We start from the raw sequence: 24,631 nt of genomic DNA on the forward strand, positions 1-24,631 counted from the left end.
CAGGAAATTCAACACCCGCTTTAATAACAACAACAAACAGGAGAGACCCCCCATGTTTGGCATGTCCCACGAGTCTTACCTGCTGCTTGATGCAGTGGTCACTATCATCGGGTTGATCGTTCTGATCACCAAGTTCAAGGTGCACCCGTTCATTGCACTGATCATCGCGGCCGGCTTTCTCGGCCTGACCTCGGGCATGCCCGTGGACAAGATCATCAAGGCGTTCCAGGACGGCTTCGGCGGCGTGCTCGGCTTTGTCGGCATCATCCTCGCGCTGGGCACGATGCTCGGCAAGATGATGGCCGAATCCGGCGGTGCCGATCAGATCGCCCAGACCCTGATCCGCGCCTTCGGCAAAGAGAAGGTGCAGTGGGCGATGATGTTCGCTGCGTTCCTGGTGGGCATCCCGCTGTTCTTCGAGATCGGTTTTGTATTGCTGATCCCGCTGGTGTTTATCGTGGCGCGCCGTACCGGTGTGTCACTGATCAAGATCGGCATCCCGTTGCTCGCCGGCCTGTCGGCGGTGCACGGCCTGGTGCCACCGCACCCGGGCCCGCTGCTGGCCATCGGCGTGTTTGGTGCGGATATCGGCAAGACCATTCTGTACGGCCTGATCGTCGCACTGCCGACCGCCATCATTGCCGGCCCTATCTTCGGTACGTTCATCGCCAAGTACATCCCGGGCAACCCGTCCCAGGAACTGGTGGACCAACTGGCCCGCGAGTCGGAACACAAAAACCTGCCGAGCTTCAGCATTACCCTGATCACCGTGCTGTTGCCGGTGTTCCTGATGCTGCTCAAAACCTTCGCTGACATCGGTTTGCCAGACGGCCACATCGTGCGCAACTGGATGGACATGATCGGTCACCCGATCTCCGCCCTGTTGCTGGCGTTGCTGCTGTCGCTGTACACCTTTGGTCATCGCCAGGGCATTCACTCCAAGCAGATCCTCAAGCTGCTCGACGCCAGCCTTGCGCCGACTGCCGCGATCATCCTGATCATCGGTGCCGGTGGTGGCTTCAAGCAGATGCTGGTCACCAGCGGCGTGGGTGACGTGATCGGCCATATGGCGGTGAACGCGCAGATCAACCCGATTCTGCTGGCGTGGCTGGTGGCGGCAGTGATTCGTGTAGCGACGGGTTCGGCCACTGTGGCAACCATTACCGGCGCGGGCATCGTGGTGCCGGTGGTGGGGATGATTCCGGGGGTTAACCGTGAGCTGCTGGTGTTGGCGACGGGGGCGGGCTCGTTGATCTTGTCTCACGTCAACGATGCGGGGTTCTGGCTGGTGAAGCAGTACTTCAATATGACCGTGGCTGAGACGTTCAAGACGTGGACGGCGATGGAGACCATCCTGTCGGTGGTGGCGTTGATCTTCATCATGTTGCTGTCGTTGGTGGTCTAACAGGTACACCACAATCCAAATGTGGTAACCCAATCAAATGTGGGAGGGGGCTTGCTCCCGATTGCAGAGTGTCAGTCACTGCATCTGGTGACTGACCCACCGCTATCGGGAGCAAGCCCCCTCCCACATTTTTGACCACATTTATTCAGGTGGATCGGTGTTAGGCCTTTGTGACCAATCCATCCGCCCTGAACATCCCCCGAATCCCTCGCACTGCCTGCCGAATCCGGTCCTGGTTCTCGATCAGCGCGAAGCGCACATGATCATCGCCATACTCACCAAAGCCAATGCCCGGCGACACACACACCTTGGCTTCCAGCAGCAGCTTCTTGGCAAACTCCAGCGAACCCATGGCGGCGTACTGCTCGGGAATCTTGGCCCAGACGTACATCGACGCCTTCGGGTTTTCCACCATCCAACCCAGCTCATGCAAGCCTTTGACCAGCACGTTGCGACGCTGGCGGTACTGCTCGGCAATGTCTTTCACGCACTGTTGGTCGCCTTCCAATGCCGCAATGGCGGCCACTTGCAGCGGCGTGAACGTGCCGTAGTCGTGGTAGCTCTTGATGCGCGCCAGGGCGTTGACCAGTTCGGGGTTGCCCACCATGAAGCCGATGCGCCAGCCGGCCATGTTGTAGCTCTTGGACAGGGTGAAAAACTCCACCGCAATGTCCTTGGCGCCGGGCACTTGCATGATCGAGGGGGCTTTCCAGCCGTCGTAGACGATGTCGGCGTAGGCCAGGTCGTGGATCACCAGCACGTCGTACTGTTTGGCCAGGGCGATCACGCGTTCGAAGAAATCCAGCTCCACGCACTGCGCGGTGGGGTTGGACGGGAAGCCCAAAATCATCATCTTTGGCTTGGGGATCGAACCGCGAATCGCGCGCTCCAGCTCGGCAAAAAAATCGACGCCAGGAATCAGCGGCACCGAACGTACCTGGGCGCCGGCAATCACGGCACCGTAGATATGAATCGGATAGCTCGGGTTGGGCACCAAAACAGTGTCGCCCTGGTCCAGGGTGGCCAGCATCAAATGCGCCAGGCCTTCCTTGGACCCGATGGTCACGATGGCTTCCGACTCGGGGTCGATGTCCACTTCATAACGGTCTTTGTACCAACGCGAAATCGCCCGGCGCAGACGCGGAATGCCTTTGGAGGTGGAGTAGCCGTGGGTGTCTTCGCGCTGGGCCACTTGCACGAGTTTTTCAACAATGTGCGGCGGCGTGGGGCCGTCAGGGTTGCCCATGCTCAAGTCGATGATGTCTTCGCCGCGCCGACGCGCAGCCATCTTCAGCTCGGCAGTGATGTTGAACACATAAGGGGGGAGTCGATCTATGCGCGCAAAGCGGCGCGGCGAACCTTGGTCTGCCATTGTTGCCTCGAAGTACGTAAGCGCCCGGAACCGTCCGAGCGACGTCGGCCACTGCGGTGGCCTGCGGGGCAGACAATACGGTCGATGATGGCCAGTTGTCCAGATGCGTAGGAAAATTTTCTGCTTGGAGTGCAGCGCGGATATGCCCCTATACTCGATACGGGTTTGTTCCCTCATAAGAAGGAGACTGTTCGTATGGATCAGCAGACAAAACTACCGTTAGAGCCACGCATGGAAGCAGGCAAAGCACTGGTGATTGCGGGTGTGCAAGGGCGTTATTCGAAGGCCACCGTGGGGGATATCCCCAAGTTGTGGGAGCTGTTCGACACCTGCATCAAAGACATCAAGAAGCGCGTCGGCGGCGTGACCTACGGTGTGTGCCATAACCCCAAGCATGGTGAATTTGATTACATGGCCGGGGTTGAAGTACCGAGCAAAAGCGACGTGCCGGGCAACTTTGAAGTCATCGAAATTCCACCGCTCAACTATGCGGTATTCCCGCATTACGGGCCGGTGCAAGCACTTGAGCAAACGTACGAACGCATTATGTTCGAGTGGTTGCCGCACTCGGGCTACAAAGTCATGGGCGCGGACTTCGAGCGCTACAGCGCCGATTTTGATGTGCACAAGGGCACCGGGACGGTGGAAATCTGGCTACCGGTGGGCGAAAGAGGCTGAAACGGCAGCCAATGTCACGTAAACAGGACATGCACTTCTGAAAGTCATGTTTACGTGACATCAGCGTTGTTGATTAAACACCCAGCTCAACCTGCGCTCATGCCCAATCCGCCCCTTGTACGCCTCCCCGTTGTCCACCCAACCAGCGGACAGGTACAACCCCATCGCCACGGCATTGTCCGCGTCCACCGACAACTCGATCCCCTTGATCTGCGGCCAGGCCCGCAACGCCGCGTCGGGCAGCGCGTGCAAACACGCCTTGCCAAACCCCCGGCCTTGTTGCCCGCGGTCCACCTGCAACGCATGCAGCGTGGCGCTGTGTTCATCGGCCCAGTGGGGTAGGCAAGGTGGGCGTTTGAGCAGCAGGAAGGCGACGGGGAGGTCATCGGCGAGCAGCGCGAAGCCTTTGACGCTGTCAGGGTTGGGGTTGACCAGCAGGCTGTTCAGCGCGCAGTAGATATCGCCGGAATAGGCCAATTGCTCAGGGTGCACTTGCAGGGTGTCGAGCTGCTGTTTTTGCACAAGGCTCAGCGTCTCATAGGGGACGAGGCGGGTTTCCATCGGGGCTGCATCCCAAATACTACAGAGAGGCGGCGATTCTAGCGGGTTTGGCGCTGATCTATAGTGAATACCGTTCGAACACTGAATCCCTGACCACAACAACCCCAAGACTCAGGAGGTTTATCCCATGACTGCTCAACCTGCCGAATTTGAACTGTCCATCAGCCGCGTAATCGATGCGCCCCGCAGCCGGGTGTTTCGCGCCTGGACCGAGCCTGCCCTGCTGCAACAGTGGTGGGGGCCCCACGGCATGACCACCCCCGAGTGCGAAATGAACCTGTGGGTGGGTGGGCTGTTTCGTACCTTGATGCGTGCCCCGGATGGCAGCGAATACCCGACCCAAGGCGTGTTCCTGGAGATCGTCGCGCCCCGGCGACTGGTGTTTACCGATGCGTTTACACCGGGCTGGATTCCGTCCGGCAAGCCGTTTATGACGGCTGAAGTGACCTTGCAGGAAGTAGAGGGCAACAAGACGCTCTACACCGCCCGTGCCATGCATTGGAATGCCGAAGACAAAAAAGCCCATGAGGCCATGGGCTTTCACGACGGCTGGGGACAGAGCCTGGACCGTCTGGTGACGTTGGTCACCGAAAGCATGCGAGATTAAACAGGCTGGAGAAGCTCTAAATGTGGGAGGGGGCTTGCTCCCACACTTCGATCTTTATTGCCTGCAAGTGAGGGGCATCATTCGAGCATCTTGCCCAACAGCCAACTCCCCGCCGGCCCCGGCGGGAGCTGGCGCGACCACAACGCATCCACTGCCACAAAACGCGGCCAACTGCGCGCCTTGAGTTCCACCAGTTGGCCGCGCGCAAAGCGTTCCACCAACCAGCGTGGCAGGGGCGTCCAGCCAAAACCCAGCTGGGCCATTTCCATCAGCATCAGGTAACTGGGGGCCGACCATACACGGCCGCTGGCGCGGGTTTCCGTGGGGTTGATGATGCTCGCAAGGCGCAGCTCGCGGTGTTGTTGCAGGGTGTCGGCCGAGATGTTTTGCAGGGTGGCCAGCGGGTGCCCCGGTGAGACAAACAGCGCAATCTCCGTGCTTTGCGCCATCGGTGCGCCGGTAAGGTCAGGCGGGTAAACCTCCTGTTTTTCGATAAACGCGATGTGTGCCCGGCCACTTTGCACGAGGGCGATCAGGTCTTCGCATTCAGCGATCAGGCATTCCAGCTCAAGGTCGGGGTAGCGCTGTTCAAAGCGTTTTAGCGCGATTTCGAAGTGGTCGGATTGGTAGGTATCAGACATCGCGATCGTGAGCTTCGGCTCCAGCCCCTCGGCCAGTTGGCTTGCCGCCAACTCCAGGCGGCTGTTGGCTTCGAGCACCTGCTCGGCGCGTTGCAGCAGCACGTGCCCGGCCGGCGTCAGGGTCGGCTTGCGGCTGCTGCGGTCAAACAGCACCACATCCAGGTCAATCTCCAGGCTCGCCACGGCCGCACTGACGGTGGACTGGCTCTTGCCCAGCTTACGTGCGGCCGCTGAAAACGAGCCCTGGGTCGCGGCCTGGACAAACGCCTGCAGCACCTCATTGGAAGCCATAAGTATCGCCATGGTCGATGGTTATTGGTTATGAAGTATCGGTTCCAAAGGTAATGATGGCAACTATCTTCACTCACGGAGCCGGGCCATGACCCCCACCAAATCGATGACTGAGCGTGTTTGCCAAGCCCTTGGCTTTGAGGGCCTGGCCCTGTTGATCTGCACCCCGCTGTTGGTGTGGATTACCGGCCGGCCGGCCTTGGAAATGGGGGCTGTCACCTTAGGTCTGAGCCTGCTGGCGCTGACCTGGAACATCATTTTCAACAGTCTGTTCGACCGTTTGAAAGTGCGCCTGCAACTGGCTGGTGGCGCGTGGACGCGGGTGTTGCATGCGCTGCTGTTTGAAGGCGGGCTGATTATCGTCGCGGTGCCGTTGATTGCGGCCTGGTTGAATATCAGCCTGATCCAGGCGTTTATGCTCGACATCGGCGTACTGCTGTTTTTCCTGCCGTACACCTATGTCTATCACTGGGGCTATGACGTGCTGCGCGAGCGGTTTTTACAGAAACATACCGCCCGACGCCTCGATGCGCTGCCCGGTGACCCAGTGGCTGCCGTCGGCCAGCAGGCTGGCGATTGCGCCACCGATATCGTCCGGTAAGCCGGCGCGGCCCAGGGCGGTGTTGTTGGCGACCATGCTGTTGAGGGCCGCATTGTCGCGAACGGCGCCGCCGCCGAAGTCGGTTTCGATTGCGCCCGGCGCGAGGATATTGACGCTGATACCACGTGCACCCAATTCCTTGGCCTGATAACGGGTGAGCACTTCCATCGCGCCTTTCATTGACGCATACGCCGCATACCCCGGCAGGCTGAACCGCGCCAGGCCGCTGGAGATATTGAGGATGCGGCCACCGTCGCTGATCAGCGGCAAGAGTTTCTGGGTCAGGAAAAACGGGCCTTTGAATTGGATAGCCAGCAGTTGGTCGAACTGCTCTTCAGTGGTGTCGGCAAAACTGGCATGGGCGCCGATGCCGGCGTTATTGATCAGAAAATTGAAGTGATCCTGTGCGAAAACATCCTTGAGCACGCTGCTGACTTCGCCAACGAATGTACTTAAGGTCGCGCTCTGGCTCACATCCAGTTGCAGCATGACGGCTCGGCCACCCAAGGCTTCGATTTGCTCGACCACTCCTTGGGCCTCAGCCGCTGCGCTGTGGTAGGTGCCAATGATATCGACGCCTTGCGCCGCCAAGTGCAGCGCGGCGCTTTTGCCCAGGCCACGGCTGGCGCCGGTAATCAGTGCGATTTTACGGGTCATGGTGCAGTCCTCTCTGGTGATCGATAGGACTGAGTGTATTTATTCGCCCATAACATGATAAACAGCGCTATACCGGAATCACTGGCCGGATAAGGCGAACAATCCCATGAACAAACTTGAGCTGCTGCGCACCTTTGTGCGCGTCACCGAATTGTCGAGTTTCACCCAGGCGGGCGAGAGCCTGGGGTTGCCACGTTCCACGGTGTCCGAGCATGTGCAGGCGCTGGAAGAACTGCTTGGCGCACGCCTGTTGCAGCGCACCACGCGTAAGGTGCAGGCGACCCAGGACGGCCGCGTGTTGTATGAGCGCAGCAAGGATTTGCTGGCGCACATGGAGGAATTGGAAGGCCTGTTTCGCCAGGACGAGGCACAACTGAGCGGGCGAATCCGCGTGGACATGCCCAACGTGATGGCGCGGGAATTGATCCTGCCGCGCCTGCCGCAATTTATGGACGCGCACCCGTTGATCGAGTTGGAGATCAGCAGCACCGACCGCCAGGTCGACCTGCTCGCCGAAGGCTTCGATTGCGTGCTGCGGGTGGGCGCGCAGCCGGACCAGACGGTGGTGGCGCGGCGACTGTGCAGCCTGCCGATGATCAACTGCGTGAGTGCAGCGTACCTGCAACGTTACGGCGTGCCAGAGACCTTGGCTGATTTGGCACATCACCAATTGGTGCACTACGTGCGGCCGCTGGGCTCGCGCTCGCCGGGTTTCGAATACCTGCAAGGCAACAAGGTGCATCGCGTGCCGATGGCCGGGCGGGTTACGGTCAACAGCACCGATGCCTATCGGGTGGCGTGCCTGGGCGGCTTTGGCATCACTCAGGTGCCTGCCCTGGGCATTCGCGATTTATTGGCCAATGGTGAGCTGGTGGCGGTATTGCCCGATTACCCGGCGCCGCCGTTGGATGTATCTTTGCTTTACGCAGGCCAACGGCATTTGCCGCTGCGGGTACGGGTGTTCATGGATTGGCTGGCCGGCGTCCTGCAAGCCCAGCTTTAACGGCGCCCCGACAACTGCTGCGGTGCCAGGAAGGCATCGTGGAAGTAATCGCGCACCGCTTGCATCGCAGGCGTAAACGCACGTTCGCGGTGCCAGGCCAGGCCGACGCTCATCGGCGTGACGGGGTCGGTGACGGTCAGGGTTTCGATGCGTTTGCCTTCCAGGGACCAGGGCCTGTGTACCAGGTCTGACAGAATCGCCACGCCGCTGCCATTGGCGACCATGCTGCGCACCGCCTCCACGGAACTGGTGCGCAGGCGCACCTTTGGCGTTTGCCCGGCTTGTTCCCAATAGCGCATGGCACTGTGTTCGGCCTCGTCGACGGTGAGCAGGATATACGGCTCTTGCGCCACATCCGCCAGGCTCACGGTGCCGCGCTCGCACAGCGGGTGATGGCTGGGCAGCCACAGGCGGCGTTCGGAATTGAACAGAATCTCGGAGACGATATCCGGGTGAGTCAGGTTGGCGGTGAGCACCACGGCCATGTCGAACTGGCCATCCAGCAAGCCGTGCTCGATGGCCTGGCGCTCCTGTTCGAACACCTCGATAGTCACATCCGGGTGCCAGTGCTCCATGCGTTGCAGGTGGTGGGGCAGGAAGTAACCGAGCACCGTGTAGCTGGCGGCCAGGCGCAATACGCCGCTGGCGCGGTAGTCGGGCAGGGGGCTGTTGAGGGCATCGTCCACGCTGCGCACGATCACATAGGCGCGGTTGAGAAAATGCCGCCCGGCGTCGGTGAGGTTCATGCCCTGGGCCGAGCGCACAAACAGCTGCACGCCGAGCATGGCTTCCAGTTCCTTGATCGCGGTGGTCACCGCCGACTGGGAGATGTTCAGGTGAATCGCCGCCTGGGAAATCTGGCCGATCTCGGCGGTGGCGACGAAGTAGCGGACTTGGCGCAGGGTCAGGGACATCGGCCTCTCCAAAACACTGGGTTATCTGATTTTCAGAAGATGGGTCATCTGATAATAGATCTTCCCAAGGGGTCAAGCTCCAGCCTACTTTCAAGCATCACTTAGGCGGAGCGACCCCGATGCAGGCAGTGGATTTCAACTCGGACATGGGCGAAGGCTTCGGCCCCTGGACCATCGGCGACGGCGTTGACGCCGAACTGATGGCCTACATCAGCTCGGCCAACATCGCCACCGGCTTCCACGCCGGCGACCCCGGCACCATGCGCCGCACCGTGGCGCGCGCCAAGCAATTGGGCGTGGCCATCGGTGCCCACCCAGGCTTTCGCGACCTGGTGGGGTTTGGCCGCCGACACATCAACGCTCCGGCCCAGGAATTGGTCGACGACATGCTCTACCAACTCGGCGCCCTGCGGGAAATCGCCCGGGCCCAGGGTGTGACCTTGCAACACATCAAGCCCCATGGCGCGCTGTACATGCACCTGGCCCGCGACGAAGAAGCGGCTCGCTTGCTGGTGCAAAACCTGCAAATCATCGAGCCGACGCTGTTGCTGTACTGCATGCCCAACTCGGTGATCTGGCGCGTAGCCAAGGAACTGGGGCAGCCGGTGGTGCGGGAGTTTTATGCCGACCGTGAGTACGATCTGACAGGCTCCATCGTATTTACCCGCAACGTGCGGGCGCTGGACCCGACAACGGTGGCAGCCCGCGTCCTACGCGCCTGCCAGACCGGGTTGGTCAGAACCGTAGAAGGCGAAGACCTGTTTATCGAATTCGATTCCATCTGCCTGCACAGCGACACCCCCGGTGCCCTGGAACTGGTGGAAGCCACGCGCGAGGCCCTGGACCAAGCCGGCATTACCGTCAAAACACCAAAATAAAAATTGTCCCTTACTTTTTCGCCTGCCTTTCTACAACGATTCCAAGAGGAACAGACATGGCTGAAACGTCCCCCATCCGCTACAGCTTCGGCGGTGATGAACACCTGTTTGCCGAGGTCAGCGACAGCATGTCCCTGGAGGCCTTTTTCACCGGCATGGCGGTGACCCGTGCCGTGGAGCGCCTGGCCCTGGAAGGTGTGCTGGACGTGTGCCTGGCCAATGCGTCGTTCCAGATCCGCTTCGACCCCGACCGTATCGCGCCCCATGTGCTGCTCGACGCGGTACAAACCGCCGAAACCCAGGCCGTGGCCGAACGCACCTTGCACACGCGCATCATCGAAATCCCGGTGCTCTACAACGACCCCTGGACCCATGAAACCCTGATGCGCTTTCGCGACCGCCATCAAGACCCCAGCGGTACGGATTTGGAATACGCCGCACGCATCAACGGCCTGGCCGATGTGGACGCGTTTATCGCTGCCCACAGTGGCGCGCCGTGGTTTGTGTCGATGGTCGGGTTTGTCGCGGGCCTGCCGTTCATGTTCCAGATGGTCGAGCGCGAGCGCCAATTGCAGGTGCCCAAGTACCTGCGCCCGCGCACCGACACCCCCAGATTGACCCTCGGTCATGGCGGCTGCTTTGGCTGTATCTACTCGGTGCGCGGCGCTGGCGGCTACCAGATGTTTGGCGTGACCCCGGCGCCCATCTACGACCCGGCGCAGCAGTTGGCCTACCTCAAGGAACACATGGTGTTCTTCCGCCCCGGCGATATCGTGCAGTTCAAACCCATCGACCGCGACGCCTATGACTTGGCCGTGGCCGAAGTGGACGCAGGACGTTTCAACCTGCGTATCCGCCCGGTGGAGTTTTCCCTTGATGCCTTTCTCGCCGACCCCATCGGCTATCCGAAAACCCTGCAAGAGGCGCTGGCATGATCAAGGTCCTCAAACCTGGCTTGGCCACCTCCGTTCAAGACCTTGGCCGTGAAGGTTATTACCACCTGGGCATTCCGCCCTCGGGTGCGCTGGACCAGTACGCGTTGAGTGCAGCCAACCATTTGGTGGGCAACCCGCTTGGCGCGGCCGGCCTGGAATGCACGTTGATCGGCCCCGAGTTGGAGTTCCAGCAAGACGCTCTGGTAGCCCTGAGCGGCGCCTTGATGTCGCCGCGCCTGGACGGTGTAGTGGTGCACCAGGACACCGCGTTCCAGGTGCGTGCGGGGCAGGTTTTACGATTTGAATTTCCCAAGGCTGGGGCGCGCACTTACCTGGCCGTGGCGGGCGGGGTTGATGTGCCGCTGGTGCTGGGCAGTCGCTCGACTTACACCCTGGGTGCGCTCGGTGGCTTTAACGGGCGACGGTTGCAGGAAGGTGACGAGTTGCCCATCGGCGTGCCAAGCGGAGCAGGGCGTGCGGGCAACAGCTTGCCCATGGCCTTGCGCCGGTCCGTCGGAGGTGATGTGACCCTGCGCGTAGTGCCGGGGCTGTATTACGAACGCCTGAGTGACGCGGCGAAAAGCAGTTTTTTTGCCGAGCCCTGGACCGTAGGTTCGGAGGCCGACCGCATCGGCTATCGCTTCAAGGGCGGTAGTGCGCTGAGCTTTCAGCCACGGGAACAGCCGTTTGGCGCGGGATCGGACCCTTCAAATATCGTCGACAGTTGCTACCCCATTGGTTCGATTCAGGTACCGGCTGGGTTGGAACCGATCGTGTTGCATCGGGACGCGGTCTCGGGCGGTGGTTACGCGATGATTGGCACGGTGATCAGTGCCGATCTGGATTTGATCGGGCAGATGCAGCCGAACCAGCGGGCGGGGTTTGTGGCGGTGACGCTCGAGGAGGCGTTGGAGGCAAGGCGAGTCTATAAAAAGCGGCTGAAAATAATGGGTGGGTTGTTCGGTATCTGAAAACTAAGATGACCAAATGTGGGAGGGGGCAAGCCCCCTCCCACATTAGTTCTCTATTTACATTGGGTTTTGTGAGGTGTCAGAACAGTTTGGTGAACAGCCAGTACAGGCTGCCGGAAAGCAGGATTGCCGCTGGCAACGTCAACACCCACGCCATCGCCAAATTGCGGATCGTCCTCATCTGCAACCCACCGCCATTGGCCACCATCGTCCCCGCTACACCGGACGACAACACATGCGTGGTCGACACCGGCAACCCGTACATATCCGCTGCGCCAATGGTGAGCATCGCAACCATTTCAGCCGAGGCGCCCTGGGCGTAGGTCAGGTGAGTCTTGCCGATCTTCTCGCCCACCGTCACCACGATGCGCTTCCACCCCACCATGGTGCCCAGGCCAAGGGCGATGGCCACGGCGATCTTGACCCACAGTGGGATAAAACGCGTGGCGTTGTCGATCTGTTGTTTGAACAGTTGCAGCTTGCCCTGGGTGTCGGCGTCAAAGTTGCCGACCTTGCCCTTGTCCATCAGGCGGATGGTTTCACTGGTCAGGTACATGTCGTTACGCACGTTGCCCACGGCTTCTGCCGGCACTTTGGCCAGAGACCCGTAGCCTTTGACTTCATCCCCGATATGGCCGGCCAGTGCCGCCAGGGCGGGGACCAGTTCCGCAGTGGCTTCCTTGGTGCGCACGTAAGTCGAGAGGATCGGCCGTGGGTCGCCCGCCAGTGGTTGCGGCGCGCTTTTCACCAGGGCCACTTGGGTCACCTCGGCCACGGCAGCGAACTGCAACGACTGCTCGGCCGGCATGGTGCGGTTCAGCGCGTAAGCCATCGGCAGGGTGCCCACCAGAATCAGCATGATCAGGCCCATGCCCTTTTGACCGTCGTTGGAACCGTGGGCGAATGACACGCCGGTGCAAGTGGCGATCAGCATGCCGCGTATCCACCACGGCGGCGGGGTATCGCCTTTGGGGGCCTTGTACAACGCGCGGTTTTTGACGAAGGCGCGCAGGGCCAGCAACAGCAACGCGGCAAAGGCGAAGCCGATCAAGGGCGACAGCAGCAGGGCATAACCGATCTTGATCGCCTGGCTCCAGTCCACACCGCTGGTGCCGTCACGCCCGTGCATCAACGCATTGGCCACGCCGACGCCGATGATCGAGCCAATCAAGGTGTGGGATGACGACGCCGGCAACCCCAGCCACCAAGTGCCCAGGTTCCACAGGATCGCAGCGATCAGCAGGGCGAAGATCATCGCGAAACCGGCCGATGAGCCCACCTGCAAAATCAGCTCCACCGGCAGCAGCGCAATGATGCCAAACGCCACCGCACCGCTTGAGAGCAGTACCCCGAGGAAGTTGAAAAATCCCGACCACACCACCGCAAAATGCGGCGGCAGCGAGTTGGTATAAATCACCGTTGCCACCGCGTTGGCGGTGTCGTGGAAGCCGTTGACGAACTCGAAGCCCAGGGCGATCAACAGCGCCACGCCCAGCAGCAGGAATGGCGTCCAGGTGGTGAGTTGGGCGCCCATTTCGTGCATGTCGTGCATCAGGCTGTAGGCGGTGAAGAGCAAGCCCATGGCGAGTACGGCAAAGAAGATGATCACTGTCACCAGGTTGGGTTTCTTGTCCAGCCGAGGTTTGGGGGCGACGTGTGAGGAGGCGGTCAGGGAAGGGGTGGCCATGCCGGAGCATCCAGTGTGGGGAGGATGTCGTTGATGATCATTGCAAGATGTTACAGAGATGCTGCCGCAGGTCAGTGTTTGGTTAATTGAGCCTTGCGCCGATCTAAGAAGCGCTGGAGAACCAATGCGGGAGGGGGCTTGCCCCCGATGACAGAGTGTCAGTCACTGCATCTGTTGACTGGCACACCGCCATCGGGGGCAAGCCCCCTCCCACAGTTTTGAATGCATTTCAGGTTGAGAATTTGCGGAAGGCCCAGCGGCCTGCAATCACGGTAAAGGTGGCTACCAACGCCACCAAAATCCAAAACCCCTCCGGGTCCGTAGAGAGCGGTACGCCCCCCACGTTCATGCCAAAAAAGCCGGCAATGATATTGATCGGCAACGCCAACACCGTCACCACCGTCAGGGTGAACAACGTGCGGTTGCTCTGCTCGTTGAGGTTGGCGGCGATTTCTTCCTGCAACAACTTGATGCGCTCACCCAGCGCCGTCAGGTCGTTGATGATCAGCGCAAACTCTTCGGTGGATTTGCGCAACTCCTTCACGTCTTCCTTTTGCAGCCACTGCGGCGGGCGGTTGAGCAGGCGCAGCAGCGAGCCCGGTTCCAGCGCCAGCAGGCGTTGCAAGCGCACCAGCACCCGGCGTGCGGCACCCAGTTCGGCGCGGTTGGTCGACAGGCGCGAAGACAGCAACTGGTCTTCGATATGGTCGACGCTGAGGCTGGTCTTGCGCACGATCTGCGTCAGCACTTCGCCCTGGTCGCGCAGCAGGTGTACCAGCAGCTCCAGCGGCGAGCGAAAGTGTTCACCTGCCTTCACCGACGAGCGCAACTTGTCTACCGAGTGCAGCGGTTGCAGGCGTGCGCTGATCAGCAAGCGGCTGCGGGCGCACACCCAGAGCGTGGAAATATCCGACGAGACCATGCTGCTGAAGTTGAACACCACATCGTTGACCACCGCCAGCAGGGCCGAGTCGACATGCTCGATGCGGGTGGAGCGCGAGCCTTCGTGCAAGGCTTCGAAAAACTCTGCGGGCAAGTCCAGGTGCGACTGCATCCAGCGCTCGCACGCGGCGTGGGCGAGGTTCAGGTGCAGCCACAGAAACTCTTGCGGATCGTCCGGTTGCTGCAAGGCCTTGAGGGCGGTGGCTGAGTCGATCTGCTGGCCTTTTTCACCGGGGCGAAAACGAAAACCGTAGAGCAAGCCAAACAGATCGGGGTCCTGGTGGCTTTGATCAATGCTGTGGTTCATGGAGGCTCTCAGGAAAAGGGCCTGTAGGACATTTCACAGGTCGCGTGGCGAATCATTACAGGGTGAAATGACATTTTTGTGACATTTCTGGATTTACTTCACTGAAATGACATTTATTTGACCATTTGTCAGAGGCCGTTAAAGAAGGCTCTAACACGGCCGATTCAGGCCTCAAGAATCGTTTGATAACAGGGAGGTTAAGGCGTGCATGCACCAATTCCCTGTATCGAGGCTTTACCCCGATGAATGTTTTGCGTACCTCCTTGAGAGCACAAATCCTGTCGTTGCTCGGTGGCAGCCTGCTGGCGATATTGTTGATCGCCCTGGCTTGTTTCAACTTCCTGTCCAACGGGGTGCAGAGTTATCGCAGTTTGATTGACGGGCCCTTGCTCACTTCCCAACTGATCGACGAAGCCAACCTGCAATTCAAGGTGCAGGTGCAGGAATGGAAAAACGTCCTGCTGCGCGGCAAGCAGCCCCAGGACATGGATAAATATTGGGGCCAGTTCCAGGACCGCCAGCGCGATGTGCAAGGCATTCTCACTCGGCTGGTGACCCATACCACCGGCGACGCGGCACTGAGTCGTCGTATCGAAAGTCTGCGCCAGGAACATCAGCAACTCGGCGTGGCCTACCAGAAGGGCCGCGATGCCTACCTGGCCGCCGGAGGCGATGCGAGCGCAGGTGACAGCGCCGTGAAGGGCGTTGACCGCGCCGCCAGCGAGCAGATGAGCGCGCTGGTGAGCGACCTGCGCGAGCAAGGCAGCCAGCAATCCAAGGCCATCAGCGCTTACGCCGAACGCACCGTGTTGGTGGGCCTGGCGATCATGCTGCTGTCAGGTGTGTTGATTGGTCTGTTCAGCCTGTGGTTGATCAACCGCAACCTGATCCTGCCGATCCGCGGCCTGATCGACTACGTGACCCAACTGAGCCACGGGCGGTTTGCCGAGCGTGTCGCCAGCCGTCGCCAGGATGAACTGGGCCATCTGGCCGCTGCCGCCAACACCTTGCGCGACTTTCTTGCCGAAACCTTCAGCCGCTTGCAGCGCAGCGCCACCGACCTGGTCAGCGCCAGTGGCGAGCTGAACTCGATTGCCGGGCAGATGAGCGCCGGTACCCATGAACAATTCGACCGTACCGACCAGGTGGCCACGGCCATGACCGAAATGTCGGCTACCGCCCAGGAAGTCGCACGCCACGCCGCCAGCGCTTCACGGGCTGCCGATGACGCCGATCAGTCGGCCCGCGAAGGCGGTGAAGTGATGAAAGTCACCATCGCCACCATCGGGCAGATGCGCAACGAAATCCTCAACACCGGCACCATCATCCGCCAGTTGGAAACCGACAGCGTGCGCATCGGCAAGGTCTTGGAAGTGATTCGCGGCATCGCCGAGCAAACCAACCTGCTGGCGCTCAACGCCGCCATCGAAGCCGCCCGCGCGGGCGAAGCGGGCCGTGGTTTTGCGGTGGTGGCCGATGAAGTGCGCAGCCTGGCACAACGCACGGCGGCGTCGATCATCGAGATCAACCAGATCATTCACGCGGTGCAAACGGGTGCGGTGGATGCGGCCCAAGCGATTGTCAGCGGCCAGTCGAGCAGCGATGAAAGCGTGGAAAAAGTCGCCCAGGCCGGCGCCATGCTGGCGCACATCACCCAGGCAGTGGAGGCGATTCGCGACATGAACCGCCAGATCGCCACGGCCGCCGAAGAGCAAACCTCGGTGGCCGAGGATATCTCGCGCAACATCACCCAGATCACCACGGTGGCGACCGCCAATATGGACAACGTGCAGCGCACCGAAGCGGCGAGCGTGAACCTGCGGGGCTTATCGGGTGAGTTGAATGAAGTGACGGCGCGTCTAGGCGCTTGATTCAGCCGCCTGATCAGGCGATAGGCAGACGAAAGGTAAAGACCGTGCCGTGCTGCTCGGTAGTGGACACACTCAGTTCACCGCCATGGGCGTCGGCGATCTGCTTGACGATATACAACCCCAGGCCGAGCCCGGCTTGGGGCGTATCGGTGACCGGTCGCGCGTAGGGCTCAAACAGCCGCGGCAGGGCTTGTTCGCTAACTTGGCCAGCGTTCTTCACCGACAGCGTGAAATGCGTGTGTTCGATCTTTGCGGTGACTTCCACCTGGCCATCCTGGTGACCATGGTGGATGGCATTGGCGACCAGGTTGGAGAGCATTTGCGCCAAACGGTCTCGATCGCCTTTAAGCCCCTGAAGATCGCCGATATCCGCACGTATCTCACGCTGCGGGTGCACGCTCTGTACCTCCGACACCACATGCTGCAACGCAGCCTGCAAGCCTTGGCAATCGCCGATGCTCAGCGGGATGCCGTTGCCCATACGCCCACGGGCGAAATCCAGCACATCCTCAACCAATTGCGCCGCACGCCGGCCGCTGGTGAGGATATGCCGCACAACGCTGTCGGTCGCGGGGTTAGGGTGTTTACGCAGCAACCGTTCGGCGCCGAAATTAATCGCAAACAACGGGTTGCGCAGGTCGTGCCCGAGCACGGCGATGAACTGCTCGCGCAACTCGGCGGTGCTGCGCTCTTCGTTTAAGTCGGCTTCGGTTTGTTGCTGGTTTTCTTCGGCTTCGATTTGCAACGACAACACGCGCGCGAACGACTCCATGGTCGACTGGATAGTGCTGCTGCGCAAGGTTGCAGGGTTGGGGTCGAGGGCGCAAATAGTGCCGAAAAAACGCCCGTCAGTGCGAAACACCGGTACCGAAATATAGCTTTCGAACTGATAGAGACGCGGGGTGTGATGGTCGTGATAGAGCGGGTCTTCACTGGCTTTATCGATCACCACCGACACGTGAGAGCCACGGATTTCATGGCAGATGGTGGTGGTCAGGTCCAGTTCGCCACCGACGCCCAGGCCAAAGCCCAGGCTGTCGAGCACGGCGCAGGCGGTCCAGGTGTCTTCGGTGACGCGGGCGACGGCGGCGAAGCGCAAACCGGTCATGTCACTGATGACTTTGAGCATGGCCGGTACCGCGCTGATGCGGCCGATGGTGGCGATGTCGGCGGCTTTTTGCCCCATGTAACGGTCTCGATTTGGCGGCGATGGCGTAATGCCCTGTCTGAGACTGGGAGTCTAACGAGCTTGCGCTGGGTTAGTGTGATTTCCTTCATTTGTGCGAGGTTTTTCCTACGCCTTGCCGACGAGCGCCCATAAAAAAACCGCGTCACCGGTGGGTGACGCGGTTTTTTGAGTGTTCAACTCAGGTGTCTTGCTTGTCTTCCAGCACTGCACCGGTCTTGGCATCCAGCTTCACTTCAAACTTCTTGCCAGTGGTGTCGGTCAGGTCGACTTCGTAGACCAGCACGCCATTTTTGTGGTCCAGCTCGGTGTCGGTGATGCTGGCGCCAACATGTTTGGCCAGCGCTGCAGCGTTGAGCTTGTCGAATGGCATCACGGCACCGGACTTGAGCAGGCCGTCAATATGGTCCGGGCGCACATCGGCTTGAGCGAGGCCAGCGGTCAAGGTCAGGGCAGTAGCGGCGAACAATGCGGTCAGGGCTTTCATAATGTGTGTCCTTCTTGGGTGAGCTGTTTAAGTGGCCTCAGGTTAGCCATCACAACTTAATTCACCCTTAATTATTTCAAGCAGTTGCGCAGTTTATTCAATCCAGTAGGTGTGCCGGATCTCATGCTGAGGCCTCATTAAGACGGAGGCTTGAGATGAAACGAATAGTGAGTGGGCTTTATGCCCCGGTATTTCTGTTGGGGTTTATCGCATGCGGGATGTGGCAGCCGCACTGGCTGGTGCTGGTGTTCGTGGTCGCGGTAGGCGTGTCGTTCTTGATGGAGCAATGGCTGCCCTATGAGCCACAGTGGAACCGCAGCCAGGGGGACCGCCGTCGCGACACCCTGCACGCACTGGTCAATGAAAGCCTGAACGCTGCGGGCCTGTTGATCCTGCCGGTGCTCACTGCATTGTTGGCGGTGGACGGCATCTGGCCAAGGGGCTGGCCGCTGTGGCAGCAACTGTTGCTCGCCATCGTGCTCGCCGACGCGGGCATCACCCTGATGCATTACGCCAGCCACCGCATCGCGCCGCTGTGGCGTTTGCATGCGGTGCACCACAGTGTGCAACGGCTGTACGGGTTCAACGGTTTGATGAAGCACCCGTTGCACCAAATGCTCGAAGCCACTGCGGGTCTGCTGCCGTTGATCCTGCTGGGTATTGCGCTGGAGCTTGCACAGTTGCTGGCACTGGCCATCGCCCTGCAATTGCTGCTGCAGCACTCCAATGTGGACATGCGCCTGGGCCCCTTGCGCTGGGTGTTCGCCTGGGCGCCGGTGCATCGCTTTCACCATATGAAGTATGGTCGTGCTGGTGACGTGAACTTTGGCTTGTTTTTCAACCTGTGGGATTGGCTGCTGGGCACAGCGTATTACCGCGAGGGCTATCGCATGGGGCCTGGGGACTTGGGAATAGGCAGCCGCCCGGATTTTCCGGTGGCCTATGGGGCGCAGATGCTCGACCCGTTCAAACCTGTGCGTCTGGCCAAGGAGCCGCCGTTACCCGCGGATTTACACTAACAACTGCACATCCAGTTGGCGCAGCGACGCTGCGGCCGTGACACCAAACAGCTGCTTCATGGTGCGTGAGAAATGCGCTGAATCGGCGAACCCCGCGCCATGGGCCGCTTCAGTCAAGGTGCTACCGGCCAGGGCCAGTTGCAGGGCGACGCGCAGCCGCCGCCACTGCACGAGGCGGCGCACGGGCAGGCCGATTTGGTGGGCAAACAGTCGTTCCAGTTGGCTCAACGACAGGTGCGCTGCCTGGGCCAAGGCCAGGGCCGACACTTTACCGCTGAGTTGCTCATCCAGGGCGGCGAGGGCACGTTCCAGGCGCGGATCGCCGAGGCTGCGCCGGGGTAGATCGCGCAACGTTTCCAAGGACAGGTCCTGATGCCGCAGAGGGGCGATGTCGAAAACGGCAGGTTCGGCATACAGCACCGTCACCTCGCCCTCGGAATCAAGGATGGCGTGGGTTTGCCTCGAAGGAATAAACAGGCGCTGAGCCGTGGTGACCTTGCCCTCCAGGCTCACGGTGATCGGCGCGCCGGGGCTGAACATCAACTGGTGGGCATAGTGCGCATGGGGCGCGCTGCGCCCCAACTCGCCGACGATCAGGCCGTAGTCATGCCCCAGCCACAGGCGGCCTGACCATTGGCTTTTCACTCAGTACTTATAGTCGTTCAGCAGGTCTTGCACGCTGGATGACGGCCAGCGCTTGTAGAACTTCAACAGCTCAGCGGCGCGGTTGGTGAAGATGCCATCGACGCCAGTGCCCATGACTTTCTGGAAGTCCACGGGCTCGTCCACGGTGTAGACGTGCACCAGCAGGCCTTTGTCGTGGGTCAGCTTGTTCATCTCAGGCTTGACCAGGTCGGTGTAGCTCTGGTCGCCGTGGTCGGTCAGCTCAGCCGACGGGCCAGTACCGATGGCGCCGAGGCTCTTGGCTTCGTCGACCCACTTTTCGAACTCGGCGGCGTCCTTGGGCTCTTGCTTGGCGTAGTAGGCGGCCTTGCTGGTTTCGCCGGACTCGGCAAAGGTCTGCTTGTTTTTTGGCTCGATGCTGCCTTCACCCACCCACAACAGCAGGATTTTCGGGGTGTTGGGCATTTCCTTTTGCAGCTCTACCAAGCTGGATTTTTCGAAGGTTTGCAGCACCACGCGGCCACGGCCCTGGCCGACACCGGTGTTGCTCTTGCCCAGTTTGGAACCGGCGGAGCTCAGCCAGCCTTTGTCCAGCAGCTTGTTCTTGAGGTCGGCCTCAATGCCTGGGAATTGCTTGGGCTCTTTGGTCTCGATATACAGGCCGGGTTTGTGCTGCGGGTTGCCTTCGGCGATCTTGATGATGTCGTCCAGGCTCAGGATTTTGAGGCCGACAAAACCTGGGCGCGCGCGCTCGGGGTAGGCGGCGTTGAACCAGCTGCCGGCGTCGAGGGTTTGCAGTTCTTTCCAGGTGAATTCGTTGGCCGGGGCGTCTTTGCGCTCGGGGAACTTGGTGGCCACGTCGGTGGTGCGCTGCAGGTTGTTGTCGTGCAGGGCGAACAGCACGCCGTCCTTGCTGCGCTGCAGGTCTAACTCCAGGTAGTCGGCGCCCAGGTCGCGAGCGACCTTGTAAGCGGCGGCGGTGGACTCGGGGGCGTCATAAGATGCGCCACGGTGAGCGATGACCGCCGGGTACGGAATGCCTTCGTTTGTTGCCAATTCAGCCGGGCTGATCGGTTCCGCAGCCTGCGCCTGGCCAAGGCCGAGCATCAGGGCGAGCAGCAGGGCGCTCTTGGAAAACGTGACAGGCATAAGCGAAGTCCTTTCGTGGAGGTAACTTTGAGAAGGCCTCCTTTTTAGCAATTGATTGCGAAAGGCGCCATCACCAAACCGACATTAACGTGCGTACGCGCCAATTTTTTTCGGTATTTTTGCGCGGCGTTGCAGTACTCTTGCCCGCAGCTGCCCCGTCAGAGGGCAGTACTTTTCGCCACGCGTGTAAACCATCTTTCCAGTCCCTGTGGGACTTTTCAGTGAGGTTTACCATGCGCATCACCTCCGAGCTTATCTGCCAGGCCGCCGACCAACTCCACGGTTTCGTGGGCCTTAACCGCAAGACCGGCCAGTATATCGTGCGTTTCAGCGAAGATTCCTTCGGCATGGACGTGGCCGACGACGGCATCATCCCCACCGCTGAGTTTGTCTGGCTGCCGGCTCCCGAGCAGACCATGACCCTGTCCCGTGAACGTATCCAGTTGCTGCTGGACCAGAACATCGACGACCGCATCAACATCACCGAGGCGCTGCGGGTGTATATGCGGCGGGTGGAGATTCCACAGATCAGTGCGTTGCGCAGTCTGGTCAGCTAAGTCGATATTTTTTTTGCCGAGTGAAGATCAAAAATGTGGGAGCGGGCTTGCTCGCGAATGCGGTGTTTCAGTCACCAGATTCATAGCTGATACACCGCTTTCGCGAGCAAGCCCGCTCCCACAGGGGGCAGCATTTCAAGTTTGGAAGGTATAGGCCCTTTCGACTTTGCACACCCTTGTCTGAAACGCCGAATACCAGCGCGCCCGCCCTTGCTCACGCACCGCTTTATGCTCGGCCTGCTGCTTCCAGGCCAAAATCGCCGCCTCACTTTCCCAATACGACACGGTAATCCCCAACCCATCCTCCCGCGCCGACTCCACACCGAGAAACCCCGGTTGTTCACTGGCCAGTTCCAGCATGCGGGTTGCCGCTTCGCCGTAACCTTGATCCCCTTCGGTACGCAATGAGCTGAAGATCACCGCGTAATACGGTGGGGCCGGTGTGTGGGCGATCATGCCGTCGCCTCCTGGCAGGCCTTGAGCAAGGCCAGCGCCAACGGCGGGGTGATGCCCTTGAGCGCTGCGCGTTCGGGTTGGAACAGGGTGGCGATGAAGAAAGGGTGGTCGAGCAGTTCCACCGCGCGTAGTTCGCCCGCCGCGTCGTGGCCGCCGGGGATCAAGTCACCGTCCAGCAAGGCATCGAGAAACGCAGGGTTGACCCCGTAGCGGCAGCGATAGCCTTCGCTGAGATCAAGGGTGCCGTAGGCCTCGGCGATCCGGGTGTAGGGCACCAGGCGTACGGTGTCGGTGGCTTCCACCAGTGAGCAACGCAGTGGTGTGATAACTGCACGTTTAGACGACGGTGCCAGCTCACCGTGTTCGGCGTCGGCCCAGCCCAGTACGTTGCGGGCATATTCCAGCACCGCATGTTGAAACCCGCCGCAGGTACCGAGGAAAGGTCGCTTTTGTTCGCGGGCAAAGCGAATCGCGCGCATGGCACCGTCGGTGTCGCGGTAAGGGCTGGCGGGTACGCACCAAAAGCCGTCGAAGCCGTGGAGTGATGGGGGCAAGGTGTCCGTGGCCAACCACTGAACATGAACCGTCAAACCCAGGGTGTCGGCGGCCTGTTGCAGCGCCAGGGGGATGGCCTGGTGGGCGATTACTTCAGGGTTGTAATCGCCGATCAAGGCGAGGTGCAGCGCGGTGGTTTTCATCATGTATGGCCCGTAGCTTGTGGTGTCTTGGGGGGCACTATAAATTGGCGTCGATGCAATCAATATTGGCGTTTACCCATAGGTTCAATGCAGTGACGCACTATCAAATGGATTACCCCGACCTGACGTTGATCCTTGCCCTGGTGCGCGGGGGCACGCTGGCACGGGCGGCGGCGTTATTGCGGGTGGATGTATCCACCGTGTTCCGTGCGGTGCGGCGCCTGGAAGCGGCGCTGGGCCAGACGCTGTTCGAAAAAAGCCGCGCGGGCTACCTGCCCACCAGCCTGGCCACAGACCTGGCGCAGCAGGCTGAACGCGCAGAACAAGCCCTGCAAGCCGCACGGATTGGCGTGGAGCAGGGCGGTGAAGTGATCAGCGGCACGGTGCGCCTGACCTGCACCGACTCGGTGTTGCAAGGCTTGCTGCTGCCGGCGCTGGCGCAGTTCATGCCGGCGTACCCGGCGCTGGTCCTGGAGCTGAGTACTTCGAATGATTTTGCCAACCTCAGTCGCCGTGACGCCGACATCGCCCTACGCCTGACCCGCACGCCCCCCGAGCACCTTGTAGGACGTTGCCTGGGCACGGTGGCTTATCAGGTTTGTGCAAGCCCCGCCTACGCCCGCCAGCACGAGGGCCGTGAGTTGGCCGAGTTGGCCTGGATCGCCCCGGATGACTTCCTGCCCGACCATCCCACCGTCGCCTGGCGCCGTGAACACCTGCCGGGCGTGCGGCCCCGTTATCGCTGCAACAGTATGTTGTCGGTCACCGAGTTGGTACGGGCGGGAATGGGCGTGGCGGCGTTGCCGGATTTTCTGCTCGATGGCGCCTTGCAACCGCTGGGGCCTGCCTTGGCAGGGCATGACACCGCGCTATGGCTGCTGACGCGTCCGGATTGCCGGGCGTTGCGCTCAGTGGTGACGTTGTTTGATGAGTTGGGTCGGCATGTGCAGATAAAATCCCAGGCACGCCACGCTTAAAAAATGTGGGTACTGGTTTGCCTGCGATAATGGAGTATCAAGTTGACGTTCAGGCGGAATAGGCAATGACATCGGCGCTGACGTTGACCCGGTTGCGCCCAGTGTCCTTGGCCACATACAGCGCCCGGTCTGCCGCATTTAGCCACATGGACGCATCGGTGTAGGACGGTTGGAAATCCGCCAGGCCGATGCTCAGGCTGACGCGCAAATCAGGGATCTGCGGGTTGCGGTAGTTACTGAAGGTTTCGCGCATGCGCTCCATAGCCTGCGCGGCTTGTACCAGGGGCAGCTGCGGAAGAATCACGCAGAACTCATCGCCACCGTAACGCCCGGCCAGATCGTTTTCCCGCAGATTGCGACGTAACTCCAGGCTCAACTGCCGTAGCACCACGTCGCCTACGATATGGCCGTGGGAGTCGTTGATCTGCTTGAAGTGGTCAATGTCGATCAACGCAATCGTGGCGTGGCTTTGCTGCTGTTGGCACTTGTGAAACTTGAGTTGCAGCAGGTCTTTCCACGAGCCGTGGTTGAGCAGGCCGGTGAGGCTGTCAATACGGCTCAAGGCGCTGAGGGCGCGTTTGTGTTCAGAGAGTTTGATTGCCAGTTGATAGCAGACCATGCCGATGGCCATCGGGTAGAGGGTCAACATCGGCAGGCACGCGTAAACCTGGGTCTGGCTGACGGACGGGTTGAATTGCAAGCCGAACAGTCCCCCCGCCACGATTATGCCAAGCCCTTGGGCCAGTAGACCGCGCATCAACAGACGTTTGCCGCCAGCAGCGACGTTGTTCATGCTGACCATCGACAGCAGCGTCACGGTAGTCAATGGGGTAAATTGCAGCGTCGCTACCCAGAAACCGCTGAATAGAGCGTCCCACACTAAGTTGCGTTGCTCTGCTTCGTAGGGGATTTTCGACCTTTTCGCCAGTTGATAAGCCACGTGCGGCCAGATAAAACCATTGACCAGCAGCACTGACCAGAGCCACTCAGGCTTTGATAGCGGATACAGGGCGGCGATTACGCTGATGCTGCACATTGCCGTGCCGACGATTCTTGGCCCGTAGATGCGCCTGGCGAATGAAAGCCCTTTGCCTTGTCTGTTTTCCATAAATGTCTGGGTCAACTTTTTTTGCAGATTCGACAGCGCGCGTTCGCGA

Annotated in this window: 26 protein-coding genes; 12 read left to right on the forward strand and 14 right to left on the reverse strand. The window is 60.4% G+C overall.

The annotated features are described in order from the left end of the window. Nucleotides 1-52 precede the first annotated feature (52 nt). The gene (locus tag ICY20_RS20415; protein WP_017738791.1) at nt 53-1,405 is read left to right on the forward strand and encodes a GntP family permease; all 1,353 of its coding nucleotides are present in this window, start codon (nt 53-55) and stop codon (nt 1,403-1,405) included. Nucleotides 1,406-1,565: 160 nt separating this feature from the next. Here the strand turns inward: ICY20_RS20415 and alaC are convergent, their stop codons facing one another. Further along, on the reverse strand, nt 1,566-2,777 hold the full coding sequence (gene alaC / locus ICY20_RS20420) for an alanine transaminase (protein WP_122488942.1): 1,212 nt from the start codon (nt 2,775-2,777) through the stop codon (nt 1,566-1,568). Nucleotides 2,778-2,972: 195 nt separating this feature from the next. Here alaC and ICY20_RS20425 point away from each other — a divergent pair, with 195 nt between their 5' ends. After that, the gene (locus ICY20_RS20425) at nt 2,973-3,455 is read left to right on the forward strand and encodes a GyrI-like domain-containing protein (protein ID WP_159955726.1); all 483 of its coding nucleotides are present in this window, start codon (nt 2,973-2,975) and stop codon (nt 3,453-3,455) included. A 60-nt stretch (nt 3,456-3,515) separates the two neighbouring features. On the opposite strand, the gene ICY20_RS20430 is transcribed toward ICY20_RS20425, so the two are convergent. Beyond that, nucleotides 3,516-4,016, reverse strand: a complete 501-nt coding sequence (locus ICY20_RS20430) for a GNAT family N-acetyltransferase (protein ID WP_159955728.1) — start codon at nt 4,014-4,016, stop codon at nt 3,516-3,518. 127 nt (nt 4,017-4,143) lie between these two features. Here ICY20_RS20430 and ICY20_RS20435 point away from each other — a divergent pair, with 127 nt between their 5' ends. Continuing rightward, nucleotides 4,144-4,623: an SRPBCC family protein gene (locus tag ICY20_RS20435; protein WP_194938452.1), complete on the forward strand. Its 480-nt coding sequence runs from the start codon at nt 4,144-4,146 to the stop codon at nt 4,621-4,623. 77 nt (nt 4,624-4,700) lie between these two features. Here ICY20_RS20435 and ICY20_RS20440 read toward each other — a convergent pair whose 3' ends face one another. After that, nucleotides 4,701-5,555: a LysR family transcriptional regulator gene (locus ICY20_RS20440; protein WP_194938453.1), complete on the reverse strand. Its 855-nt coding sequence runs from the start codon at nt 5,553-5,555 to the stop codon at nt 4,701-4,703. 88 nt (nt 5,556-5,643) lie between these two features. On the opposite strand from ICY20_RS20440, the gene ICY20_RS20445 reads away from it, so the two are divergent. Continuing rightward, nucleotides 5,644-6,156 (forward strand): multidrug/biocide efflux PACE transporter, encoded by a 513-nt coding sequence (locus ICY20_RS20445; protein ID WP_159955734.1) that lies wholly within the window; start codon nt 5,644-5,646, stop codon nt 6,154-6,156. Here ICY20_RS20445 and ICY20_RS20450 read toward each other — a convergent pair. Further along, nucleotides 6,055-6,813 carry an SDR family NAD(P)-dependent oxidoreductase gene (locus ICY20_RS20450; RefSeq protein WP_159955736.1) on the reverse strand — a complete coding sequence of 253 codons (759 nt, stop codon included), beginning with the start codon at nt 6,811-6,813 and terminating at the stop codon, nt 6,055-6,057. The genes ICY20_RS20445 and ICY20_RS20450 overlap by 102 nt on opposite strands. 106 nt (nt 6,814-6,919) lie before the next feature. Here ICY20_RS20450 and ICY20_RS20455 point away from each other — a divergent pair, with 106 nt between their 5' ends. After that, nucleotides 6,920-7,816 (forward strand): LysR family transcriptional regulator, encoded by an 897-nt coding sequence (locus tag ICY20_RS20455; RefSeq protein ID WP_194938454.1) that lies wholly within the window; start codon nt 6,920-6,922, stop codon nt 7,814-7,816. On the opposite strand, the gene ICY20_RS20460 is transcribed toward ICY20_RS20455, so the two are convergent. Beyond that, nucleotides 7,813-8,730, reverse strand: coding sequence for a LysR family transcriptional regulator (locus ICY20_RS20460; protein ID WP_159955740.1), 918 nt, complete (start codon nt 8,728-8,730; stop codon nt 7,813-7,815). The two genes, ICY20_RS20455 and ICY20_RS20460, sit on opposite strands and share 4 nt — an antisense overlap. 119 nt (nt 8,731-8,849) lie before the next feature. Between ICY20_RS20460 and ICY20_RS20465 the strand changes: the two genes are divergently transcribed. The 3 genes from ICY20_RS20465 to ICY20_RS20475 are packed head-to-tail and all read left to right on the forward strand — an operon-like array spanning nt 8,850 to nt 11,514. Further along, nucleotides 8,850-9,608, forward strand: a complete 759-nt coding sequence (locus ICY20_RS20465; RefSeq protein WP_194938455.1) for a 5-oxoprolinase subunit PxpA — start codon at nt 8,850-8,852, stop codon at nt 9,606-9,608. 56 nt (nt 9,609-9,664) lie between these two features. Further along, nucleotides 9,665-10,543: a 5-oxoprolinase subunit B family protein gene (locus tag ICY20_RS20470; RefSeq protein ID WP_194938456.1), complete on the forward strand. Its 879-nt coding sequence runs from the start codon at nt 9,665-9,667 to the stop codon at nt 10,541-10,543. Further along, nucleotides 10,540-11,514 (forward strand): 5-oxoprolinase subunit C family protein, encoded by a 975-nt coding sequence (locus ICY20_RS20475; protein ID WP_159955746.1) that lies wholly within the window; start codon nt 10,540-10,542, stop codon nt 11,512-11,514. Before ICY20_RS20470 ends, ICY20_RS20475 begins: the two co-directional genes overlap by 4 nt. 79 nt (nt 11,515-11,593) lie before the next feature. Here the strand turns inward: ICY20_RS20475 and ICY20_RS20480 are convergent, their stop codons facing one another. Together ICY20_RS20480 and ICY20_RS20485 are read right to left on the reverse strand one after the other, a co-directional pair. Further along, entirely contained in the window at nt 11,594-13,201 is a 1,608-nt protein-coding gene (locus ICY20_RS20480; protein ID WP_159955748.1) for an inorganic phosphate transporter, read from the reverse strand. Between the two features lie 229 nt (nt 13,202-13,430). Beyond that, nucleotides 13,431-14,450 carry a transporter gene (locus ICY20_RS20485; RefSeq protein WP_194938457.1) on the reverse strand — a complete coding sequence of 340 codons (1,020 nt, stop codon included), beginning with the start codon at nt 14,448-14,450 and terminating at the stop codon, nt 13,431-13,433. 242 nt (nt 14,451-14,692) lie between these two features. Here ICY20_RS20485 and ICY20_RS20490 point away from each other — a divergent pair, with 242 nt between their 5' ends. Then, nucleotides 14,693-16,321, forward strand: a complete 1,629-nt coding sequence (locus tag ICY20_RS20490; protein WP_194938458.1) for a methyl-accepting chemotaxis protein — start codon at nt 14,693-14,695, stop codon at nt 16,319-16,321. Between the two features lie 13 nt (nt 16,322-16,334). On the opposite strand, the gene ICY20_RS20495 is transcribed toward ICY20_RS20490, so the two are convergent. Next, complete coding sequence (locus tag ICY20_RS20495; RefSeq protein ID WP_159955754.1) at nt 16,335-17,507, reverse strand: GAF domain-containing sensor histidine kinase; 1,173 nt, start codon at nt 17,505-17,507, stop codon at nt 16,335-16,337. A gap of 181 nt (nt 17,508-17,688) precedes the next feature. Beyond that, a complete protein-coding gene (locus ICY20_RS20500; protein WP_159955756.1) occupies nt 17,689-17,994 on the reverse strand; it encodes a PepSY domain-containing protein in 306 nt (101 codons plus the stop codon). 155 nt (nt 17,995-18,149) lie between these two features. Here ICY20_RS20500 and ICY20_RS20505 point away from each other — a divergent pair, with 155 nt between their 5' ends. Next, nucleotides 18,150-19,013, forward strand: a complete 864-nt coding sequence (locus tag ICY20_RS20505; protein ID WP_159955758.1) for a sterol desaturase family protein — start codon at nt 18,150-18,152, stop codon at nt 19,011-19,013. On the opposite strand, the gene ICY20_RS20510 is transcribed toward ICY20_RS20505, so the two are convergent. Both ICY20_RS20510 and ICY20_RS20515 read right to left on the reverse strand, forming a co-directional pair. Next, nucleotides 19,005-19,658: a helix-turn-helix domain-containing protein gene (locus ICY20_RS20510; protein ID WP_159955760.1), complete on the reverse strand. Its 654-nt coding sequence runs from the start codon at nt 19,656-19,658 to the stop codon at nt 19,005-19,007. The two genes, ICY20_RS20505 and ICY20_RS20510, sit on opposite strands and share 9 nt — an antisense overlap. After that, complete coding sequence (locus ICY20_RS20515) at nt 19,659-20,786, reverse strand: glycerophosphodiester phosphodiesterase family protein (protein ID WP_159955762.1); 1,128 nt, start codon at nt 20,784-20,786, stop codon at nt 19,659-19,661. A gap of 233 nt (nt 20,787-21,019) precedes the next feature. Between ICY20_RS20515 and ICY20_RS20520 the strand changes: the two genes are divergently transcribed. Further along, entirely contained in the window at nt 21,020-21,343 is a 324-nt protein-coding gene (locus ICY20_RS20520) for a DUF2025 family protein (RefSeq protein ID WP_194938459.1), read from the forward strand. Between the two features lie 135 nt (nt 21,344-21,478). Here ICY20_RS20520 and ICY20_RS20525 read toward each other — a convergent pair whose 3' ends face one another. Then, complete coding sequence (locus ICY20_RS20525) at nt 21,479-21,799, reverse strand: antibiotic biosynthesis monooxygenase family protein (RefSeq protein ID WP_194938460.1); 321 nt, start codon at nt 21,797-21,799, stop codon at nt 21,479-21,481. Further along, on the reverse strand, nt 21,796-22,497 hold the full coding sequence (locus ICY20_RS20530; RefSeq protein WP_159955802.1) for a CTP synthase C-terminal region-related (seleno)protein: 702 nt from the start codon (nt 22,495-22,497) through the stop codon (nt 21,796-21,798). The genes ICY20_RS20525 and ICY20_RS20530 overlap by 4 nt, the downstream gene beginning before the upstream one ends. A 53-nt stretch (nt 22,498-22,550) precedes the next feature. Between ICY20_RS20530 and ICY20_RS20535 the strand changes: the two genes are divergently transcribed. Further along, nucleotides 22,551-23,474, forward strand: coding sequence for a LysR family transcriptional regulator (locus ICY20_RS20535; protein WP_194938461.1), 924 nt, complete (start codon nt 22,551-22,553; stop codon nt 23,472-23,474). A 49-nt stretch (nt 23,475-23,523) separates the two neighbouring features. Here the strand turns inward: ICY20_RS20535 and ICY20_RS20540 are convergent, their stop codons facing one another. After that, on the reverse strand, nt 23,524-24,582 hold the full coding sequence (locus tag ICY20_RS20540; RefSeq protein ID WP_194938462.1) for a diguanylate cyclase: 1,059 nt from the start codon (nt 24,580-24,582) through the stop codon (nt 23,524-23,526). Between the last annotated feature and the right edge of the window lie 49 nt (nt 24,583-24,631).

It is taken from the genome of Pseudomonas pisciculturae, from assembly GCF_015461805.1.
Taxonomy (GTDB): Bacteria; Pseudomonadota; Gammaproteobacteria; order Pseudomonadales; family Pseudomonadaceae; genus Aquipseudomonas; species Aquipseudomonas pisciculturae.